We start from the raw sequence: 8,621 nt of genomic DNA on the forward strand, positions 1-8,621 counted from the left end.
TATTCGCAATCATAGCGCCAAGATTTTCAATGATGCCGCTAAAAACCTTTGGTTCTATGGTTTTAAAGTCCATATGCTGGTCACTTTGTCGGTGTTTATTCTCAACTATGTTGTGATACCAGTCTCTGTTCACGACATTAAAGTCGTTGATGAACTCCTAGAAGGCTGTAGGCAATCTGTAGTTCTTGCCGATTTAGGTTACCTCAGTCAGGATCTAAAAGATAGCTTAGAACAGAAAGGCTATCACTTATGGACACCATTACGTCAAAACATGGTCGGTGCAGAACAGCATAATCACTGGCAGTTACTTGTCATGAGAAGAACGATCGAAACTCGCTTTTCTGAACTTTGTTCGCTATTTGATATTGATCACACGTTAACGAGAAGCATTAAGGGACTACAATTGAGGATCGAACAAATCATACTGGCTTATCATTTGAGATATTTTAAAATTAACTAGCACCACGAGTATTTTAAGGTAAATATAAGAAAAACAAAGTAAAACGGTAAACTTTCTGTCTAAAAAGCTCTATGCTAGTAGATGGGGGATAGAGACTAGTCTTCGTGATTGGCAGTATAGTGTTGGTTTTGTTAATTTTCATGTATAGCCTTTTGAATTAAACTTGATATATGATCACTTTCGATTTGCCCTACTCATACTCACTGAAAATCAAAAGCAGATTAGCTGCCTCCGATGATGATAGAACTGGTGTTGGTCAAAGCAAGTCAACAAGGTTTGCTTTTGATTTTCGAAGAGTATCAAGTACTGTCCTGCGTCTTTTCTGTCCCTTGTCTGAAACTTAATTCATTTGACTATAGAAAGGCTGTTATTTCTAGTTTTTTGGCTACAAAGAAAAAAGATTGGAGAAAAGTCCATTTTGGACTTTTCTCCAATCTGCGTTGAGTTTATTAGTTTTTATAGGCTAGATATGCGATGTATATATGATGTGAGCCTTAATTCAGTTCATTTTCCGATTCAAACTCTCTTTACGAGATTGACTTTTGCGGAGGTGGGGACAACATCGAACGCTCGGAATTATTGATTTTGTCTTTCTCTGTTTTTATACCGTTCTACCAGCAGAGTAACTAATCGGTAAAACATAGTCTCGGCTAGTCTCTTCTTTAGCTATTTTTTTGATTAAAACATCGACAATGAGACTGGCTAGATCTTCGATAGGTTGCTTAATAGTTGTTAGCTGTGGATAGTACTGTTCGATAAAATCGGTCCCATCATATCCAACAAGTTTTAAGTTTTCAGGGATTTGTTTCCCCATTTGTTGGGCAACCTTAATCACTTGGATAGCTGTTAAATCATCTGAAGTAAAGATTCCATCTGGCTTTTCTTTAGCGATGATGGAGCGGATCTCCATTTCTCTTCTCAAAGTAGACAGTTCACGTGGGATACGACAAACAGGCGTTTCTTTTCCAAGTTCATAGGTGAAGCCTAGTTGGCGTAATCCTGTGGGTGAATTAGAGTTATCGTTACCTGTAATCATGATGGGATGTTTGCATCCTGCCTTTTTAAGCAGTTGTGCCGCTAATTTTCCACCTTCAAAATTATCAGAAGAGACAATAGGGATATGGGGAGCTAGATTGCGATCGAAAGCAACGATTGGAGCTTCAACTTTTTCATAGTCCTCAATACCGAGATTGTGGCTCGATGAGATAATCCCATCAACTTGATTAGCTGCTAGCATTTCCAAGTATTCTTTTTCTTTGACGGGATTGTGTTGGCTATTACAAATGATTGTTTTATAGCCCTTTTCAAAGAGTTGGATTTCTAAATGCTCTATGAGTTGTGCAAAGAAGATATTGGAAATATTAGGGAAAATCAAACCTACTAATTGGGGCGATTTCCCCTGTAAACTACGGGCTAGATTATTTGGTTTATAGCCTAGTTCTCGCATGGCTTGATGGACATTGTCGATGGTTTTCTGAGAAAGATAACCTTTTTTATTAATCACACGAGACACTGTCGTTGGGCTAACGCCGGCTAACTGCGCAACGTCTGTGAGTTTTGCAACCATAATTAAACGCCTAATTCAAAGTAGCTTCCGCTAATTTGTCCTTCCTGAATGTGAATACCAGTTTGGTCTTGATTTGGGAAGACACGACCAGTAAAGACTTTTTCACCATCATTAACAAAAATCTCAAAGATTGATTTATCTACAAAAATATTGAGTTTCGTTTCAGATGGGTCGATATGACATTGTCGTGTGCGACCGAAGTCAATAGCGTATTGTTGACCAGCAGAGGAACGATCGACAAGCAATTGTCCTTCTTTAGTGTCAATGGTGATTTTTAGTCCGTTATATTCTTGGTCTGCGAAGAGGATAAGTTCAGTCTTAGAATCGGAAGGCACAGTCGCTTCCAATTCATAAGTATTATTGGTGCTATTAAGATCTGTTAAGGTATGTGTTTCGGAACGCAACTTTTTCATGGCAGGCACAGGGTATTGGTAAAGCTTGCCATCTTTGATGGTTAATTCCTTAACTAAGCTCATAGCTCCCTGATAATCGTATTGATCAGTCGGATAGTCTATGTCTGGTAATCCAATCCAGCTGATGATGTAAACTTTTCCGTCAGGGGCGTTGAACCCTTGCGTGGCATAGGCTTCAAATCCATAGTCGAGATTATAAATTGGAGAGGCACCTACAAGTTCAGTGTTTTCTGTGTCAAACGATTGACAGATTTTATAAGTATTGGGATAGATGTTGTCATAGTCAAGTTCAGATTTGTCTAAACCTTGAGGGCTGTATAAAAGGACTGGCTTGTTATCAACAAAGACAAGGTTTGGACACTCAATCATGTATTCTGAACCAGTACCGCCGAATTCGAGATTGCCAACAAACTCCCAGTTAGTAACATCGTTGTTGGTAGCTTTATATAATTTGATGAAGCCTTTTTTATCAAGGTTTTGAGCACCGACAATAGCATAAAATTGACCTTGGTAGTCAAAGATTTGAGGGTCTCGGAAGTGTTCTGTGACATCTTGAGGTTGTTGAATCAGGACTTTTTCGAATTTTTTGATATGCCCCTCTTTATCCATCCAGGCCCCGACTTGTAGAGGATCACGAACCCAATCCTCATCACGGACATTACCAGTATAGAAAAGGAAGAGTTTGCCATCGATCTCATAAGCAGAACCTGAATAGGCACCATGGCTATCATGAGCGTGATCAGGTTCTAAAGTGATTCCAGTTTCTTTAAAATGGACAAGATCACTGGACTCTGTATGAACCCATTGTTTTAAACCATGGGCAGCACCAAATGGCCAGTTTTGATAGAAGAGCTGGAACTTGCCATTGAAGTAAGAAAAACCATTTGGATCATTCAGAAGCCCAGTTTTAGGTTCTAAGTGGTAGCTGGCAAGCCATGGAGACTTGGCTTTGTTTTCAATAATCTTATGTTTTTCATTTTCTGTCCAATCTTCATAACGACGATAGCGTATTTCTGTAGGTAAATTCATAAGTAAGATATATAAGAGCTAAGCAGTGGTACTAGTAGCTCTGTGTTCGGTTGACGGTTGTCGAACGGAACACATCCTTTCTTTCTTTATTTATTAGTCATAGACAGTTAAAACGATTTGTTTTGACTGTCATATTATGTCAATTATATAGTAAACGTTTTCGCATTAAAAATCAACGTTTTACTGCTAAAAATAACATTTTCTGCAAAACGCTTGACATATTTTAAAAACGTGCTAGAATGATAGTGTGATGTGAAACGCTTTCACTAAACTTAATAGAAAATTATAAAAAAGGAGTCTTTTTGCAGATGGATAACAAGCAAATTGCAGAAGAAGTCATCGTTGCCCTTGGTGGTCGCGATAACGTTAAAAGTGTAGCCCACTGTGCAACACGTCTTCGTGTGATGGTTAACGATGAGTCAAAAATCGACAAAGCCAAAACAGAAGAAATTGAGAAAGTACAAGGAGCTTTCTTTAACTCGGGCCAATACCAAATCATTTTTGGTACAGGTACTGTTAATAAAATCTATGATGAAGTTGTTGCTTTAGGTCTTCCAACATCATCTACCGGTGAGCAAAAAGAAGAAGCTGCCAAACAAGGTAATGCTTTCCAACGTGCCATCCGTACGTTTGGTGATGTCTTTGTACCATTGCTTCCAGCGATTGTAGCGACTGGTCTGTTCATGGGTATCCGTGGTGCTATCAATAACGATACTATCTTGGGTATGTTTGGAACAACTTCAGAAGCCTTCTCATCAACAAACTTCTACACTTATACAGTTGTTTTAACAGATACAGCCTTTGCTTTCTTCCCAGCCTTGATTTCATGGTCAGCCTTCCGTGTGTTTGGTGGTAATCCAGTTATCGGTTTGGTCTTGGGTCTGATGATGGTTAACTCAGCACTTCCAAATGCTTGGGCAGTTGCTTCTGGTGATGCTGAGCCAATGACATTCTTTGGTTTTATTCCAGTTGTTGGTTACCAAAACTCAGTTCTTCCAGCCTTTTTTGTGGGTCTTTTAGGGGCTAAATTGGAGAAAAAACTTCACAAGATCATTCCTGATGTTTTAGATCTTCTTGTCGTACCATTATTGACATTTACGATAATGTCAATCTTGGCACTTTTTGTGATTGGACCAGTCTTCCACGTGGTTGAAGAATACGTCCTTGCAGCAACAGAATTCTTATTAGCCTTGCCGTTTGGACTCTCTGGTTTGATTATTGGTGGCTTGCATCAAGTTGTCGTTGTGACTGGTGTGCACCATATCTTTAATCTACTTGAGGCACAGTTGATCGCAGCAGATGGTAAAGATGCCTTTAATGCACTGATTACAGCAGCCATGACAGCACAAGCTGGTGCGACACTGGCTGTTGGTGTAAAAACGAAAAATAAAAAATTGAAAGCTCTTGCTTTCCCTGCAGCACTTTCAGCTGGTCTTGGGATTACTGAACCTGCTATCTTTGGTGTTAACTTACGTTTTGGTAAACCATTTATTATGGGTCTTATCGCAGGTGCAGCTGGTGGTTGGTTAGCATCAATCTTTAAACTTGCTGGTACTGGCTTTGGTATCACTATCATTCCGGGTACTCTTCTTTACCTCAACGGTCAAGTATTGAAATACATCATCATGGTGCTTGCAACGACAGCTCTTGCTTTTGTTCTAACTTATTTCTTTGGTTATAAAGATGAAGAGCCTGTTGCTCAAACTGCAACTTCAAAGACAGCACCGTCTGAAAACATCAAGACACAACCAGAAGTATCTGCGGCTCCAGCTGTTGCTAAGGAAGAAATGATTGTATCACCACTTAATGGTGAGGTTGTCGCATTGACTTCTGTTAATGATCCTGTCTTTGCGTCAGAAGCGATGGGTAAAGGGATTGCCATCAAGCCAACTGATAATACAGTTTACTCTCCAGTAGATGGTACCATTCAAATCGCTTTTGAAACTGGTCATGCTTACGGGATTAAATCTAATGATGGTGCAGAAATTCTTATCCACATCGGTATTGACACTGTTTCAATGGATGGTAAAGGGTTTGACCAAAAAGTTAAAGCTAACCAAACAGTTAAGAAGGGCGATGTTCTTGGGACATTCAATCTTGACGATATTGCGGCAGCAGGTCTTGACAGCACAACAATGATTATTGTGACAAATACAGCCGATTACGCTGAAGTTAACCCAGTAGCATCAGGAACAGTTGCTGAGGGAGACAACCTAGTTGCTATCAAATAATCCTAAAGCTTTGAGAAGATACTCTAGTCCTAGATTAGGGTATTTTCTTGTTTGGGGATATTAAGGCGTATCTTGTTAGAAATAGCAGATTCGCTTTTAATGACATTAAAAAATGAGTGATAAAAGGAGATATTATGCCTAAATTATATGGAAGCTTAGAAGCTGGTGGTACGAAGTTTGTGTGTGCTATCGGTGATGAGAATTTCCAAGTTGTCGAGAAAACACAATTTCCGACGACGACACCTTATGAAACCATTGAGCGTACAGTAGAATTCTTCAAACGTTATGAAGACGATTTGCAAGGTGTTGCTATCGGCTCTTTTGGACCGATTGATATTGATCTCAATTCAGATACTTATGGCTACATTACAACAACACCTAAAGAGCATTGGTCGAATGTTGATTTGGTTGGACTGATTTTTAAAGAATTTAAAGTACCTTTCTACTTTACGACAGATGTCAATAGTTCAGCCTATGGTGAAGCTATGGTCCGTAAAGGTGTTGATAGCTTGGTTTACTACACTATTGGTACTGGTATTGGAGCTGGTGCGATCCAACGTGGCGAATTTGTTGGCGGTGTCGGTCATACGGAAGCAGGGCATGTCTATGTACCACGTCATCCACGCGACTATGCTAATGAGTTTCAAGGTACTTGTCCCTTCCATAACGGCTGTTTGGAAGGATTGGCTGCAGGCCCATCACTCGAAGCGCGTACAGGTATTCGTGGTGAATTGATTGAACAAAACTCAGAAGTTTGGGATATTCAAGCTTATTACATTGCGCAGGCTGCTGTTCAAGCGACGGTTCTTTATCGTCCACAAGTCATTGTTTTTGGTGGTGGCGTTATGGCTCAAGATCATATGTTGCGTCGTGTTCGTGAGAAATTCACCGTTTTGCTCAACGGCTATCTACCAGTTCCTGATGTATCTGAATACATTGTGACACCTGCTGTTTCAGAAAATGGTTCAGCAACCTTAGGTAATTTTGCACTTGCGAAAGATGTCGCAGATCGTAAGACTAGCTATAGTGTATTGTAGATGAAATCTGGTTTCGGCCAGATTTTTTTGATGTGGCAATGGTAAGGCTTGGGCAGAGATTTTATGAAAGCCTCTGACTTTATCTTGAATCGTTATTGAAAAAGGGGTATAATGACCCTGATTTATGTCTAGTAATAACTAATAGTGAAAGGGGAATGACATGGCTAAGCCTTTATTTTTAACGCCAGTGATGCAAGAAAAAATCTGGGGAGGTAGTCGCCTTGCCCAAGAGTATGGCTATGAGATTCCGTCGAATCATACGGGTGAATGCTGGGCAATTTCTGCGCACCCAAACGGTGTATCTAGGATAAAAAATGGCCCATTTAAGGGGATGGGTTTAGATGAGCTTTATCAAAAACATCCTGATATTTTTGGAAATCCAGATAGCTCAGTATTCCCATTGTTAACAAAGATTCTTGATGCTAATGATTGGTTGAGTGTGCAAGTTCATCCAGATGACAACTACGCCATGATACATGAAGGAGAATTAGGAAAAACAGAGTGTTGGTATATCCTGGCTGCTGAAGAAGGTGCAGAGATTATTTATGGGCATAATGCTAGCTCCAAGGAAGAATTATCTCAGATGATTAGCTCAGGTGATTGGGAACATCTTCTGTCACGAATTCCTGTTAAGGCGGGGGATTTTTATTATGTACCAAGCGGCACCATGCATGCTATTGGTAAGGGAATTATGATCCTAGAGACGCAGCAGTCTAGTGATACTACCTATCGAGTTTATGATTTTGAACGAAAGGATGACCAAGGCAATCTTCGAGAGCTTCATCTAAAGCAATCGGTGGATGTCATGACTATTGGGCAACCGCAAAACACCACTCCTGCTAAGATTGCAGTTGGTGGTCTTACATCAACACTGTTAGTAGCTAATCCCTTTTTTACAGTCTATCATTGGAAAGTGACACAATCTGTTGCTATGCAACAAGTTGCTCCTTATCTACTGGTGAGTGTTATTGCAGGAGAAGGCCATATTACTGTTGACAATGGGATTTTTTGCATTCGTAAAGGAGATCATTTTATTATCCCTAACCAAGTAGAGTCTTGGCAGTTTGATGGTAAAATGGAGATGATTGTTAGTCATGTAGGAGAATGAAGATGAACGCTTATCTTGAGAGGTTGTTGGTAGATTTTCCAGCCGAAGCTATTTTTTACGATGGAAAGTATTTTCAGGTAAAGTCCTATGGTGAAGACCTTTATGCTTTAGAGATATCAGAGCCAGGCCCCTGTGGAGATAAGGCACCTCATCCATTGCTGAAATTTACTTATCGAGGTAATAACATAGGCTATCGATACTTTGCGGATTTTGTGGTAAATCCTATAATGACGGTATACGCAACAGAAGAAAATCTTTCCTTTTTTCAAGAAAGCATGCTGAAAATCTTGTCTCGCTTTAAAGATGTATTTCCAGAGGAATGACAAGCAGTTTATGGCAATGATAACATTTAAAGATTCTAAAAGAGAGTTTAGCATTTGTGTTGTGAATGCTGAACTCTTTTTGCGATTACAATACTTTTAGTGCTACCTAGTTTTCTGTGTTACGTAGTTATGTTCCAGATGTTTTTTTGTGAGAGCACAAAAGTGACGTCCTAAGTTACTACAATTATAAGGGAAATAAAATTTAGGTATCATTTCGTAGGAGGAGGTGAGACTCCCAAATTTTTAAGTTATATCATTCTTGTTAAGATGGTAAGGAGTGTAGGAGTTAATATGAGAGTTTTGAAAAAGATTATAGGGGTATAAGAGTTATTTAATGGTAAGTACAATGAAAAGTTACTAATCTTTATTAAGGCTGTTCAAAAAAGGGGAATGGGTGATAAATGCTATGGTGTGACAAGGAGATTCTAGTAGGAGAATATTACATTTCGAGAG

General features: G+C 39.5%; 6 protein-coding genes and 2 pseudogenes. 6 read left to right on the top strand and 2 right to left on the bottom strand.

What is annotated here, in order from left to right; translation table 11 throughout:
• A partial coding sequence (locus ACMZ6U_RS07930) for an IS982 family transposase (protein ID WP_416107718.1) occupies positions 1-460 on the top strand: 460 nt, incomplete at its 5' end.
• Positions 461-1,061: 601 nt separating this feature from the next.
• Here the strand turns inward: ACMZ6U_RS07930 and ACMZ6U_RS07935 are convergent.
• Both ACMZ6U_RS07935 and ACMZ6U_RS07940 read right to left on the bottom strand, forming a co-directional pair.
• Entirely contained in the window at positions 1,062-2,027 is a 966-nt protein-coding gene (locus ACMZ6U_RS07935; protein ID WP_416107720.1) for a LacI family DNA-binding transcriptional regulator, read from the bottom strand.
• A 2-nt stretch (positions 2,028-2,029) separates the two neighbouring features.
• Positions 2,030-3,469, bottom strand: coding sequence for a sucrose-6-phosphate hydrolase (locus ACMZ6U_RS07940; protein WP_416107722.1), 1,440 nt, complete (start codon positions 3,467-3,469; stop codon positions 2,030-2,032).
• 308 nt (positions 3,470-3,777) lie between these two features.
• Here ACMZ6U_RS07940 and ACMZ6U_RS07945 point away from each other — a divergent pair.
• The 5 genes and pseudogenes from ACMZ6U_RS07945 to ACMZ6U_RS07965 all read left to right on the top strand — a co-directional run.
• Positions 3,778-5,170 (top strand): annotated as a pseudogene (locus ACMZ6U_RS07945) (sucrose-specific PTS transporter subunit IIBC); the annotation flags it as partial.
• Between the two features lie 83 nt (positions 5,171-5,253).
• A pseudogene (locus tag ACMZ6U_RS07950) lies at positions 5,254-5,700 on the top strand (PTS sugar transporter subunit IIA); the annotation flags it as partial.
• Positions 5,701-5,834: 134 nt separating this feature from the next.
• Positions 5,835-6,737, top strand: a complete 903-nt coding sequence (gene scrK / locus ACMZ6U_RS07955) for a fructokinase ScrK (protein ID WP_416107723.1) — start codon at positions 5,835-5,837, stop codon at positions 6,735-6,737.
• Positions 6,738-6,897: 160 nt separating this feature from the next.
• Positions 6,898-7,845: a mannose-6-phosphate isomerase, class I gene (manA, locus tag ACMZ6U_RS07960; RefSeq protein WP_416107725.1), complete on the top strand. Its 948-nt coding sequence runs from the start codon at positions 6,898-6,900 to the stop codon at positions 7,843-7,845.
• Positions 7,846-7,847: 2 nt separating this feature from the next.
• Positions 7,848-8,168, top strand: coding sequence for a hypothetical protein (locus ACMZ6U_RS07965; protein WP_416107727.1), 321 nt, complete (start codon positions 7,848-7,850; stop codon positions 8,166-8,168).
• Positions 8,169-8,621: the final 453 nt, after the last annotated feature.

The organism is Streptococcus pluranimalium, from assembly GCF_047785745.1.
GTDB classification, from domain to species: domain Bacteria; phylum Bacillota; class Bacilli; order Lactobacillales; family Streptococcaceae; genus Streptococcus; species Streptococcus pluranimalium_B.

What these genes read in the sequence shown, in the direction of transcription:
- scrK (WP_416107723.1), top strand. Translation starts at nt 5,835, where the DNA reads ATGCCTAAATTATATGGAAGCTTAGAAGCTGGTGGTACGAAGTTTGTG.
- ACMZ6U_RS07935 (WP_416107720.1), bottom strand. Translation starts at nt 2,027, where the DNA reads ATGGTTGCAAAACTCACAGACGTTGCGCAGTTAGCCGGCGTTAGCCCA.
- manA (WP_416107725.1), top strand. Translation starts at nt 6,898, where the DNA reads ATGGCTAAGCCTTTATTTTTAACGCCAGTGATGCAAGAAAAAATCTGG.
- ACMZ6U_RS07965 (WP_416107727.1), top strand. Translation starts at nt 7,848, where the DNA reads ATGAACGCTTATCTTGAGAGGTTGTTGGTAGATTTTCCAGCCGAAGCT.
- ACMZ6U_RS07940 (WP_416107722.1), bottom strand. Translation starts at nt 3,469, where the DNA reads ATGAATTTACCTACAGAAATACGCTATCGTCGTTATGAAGATTGGACA.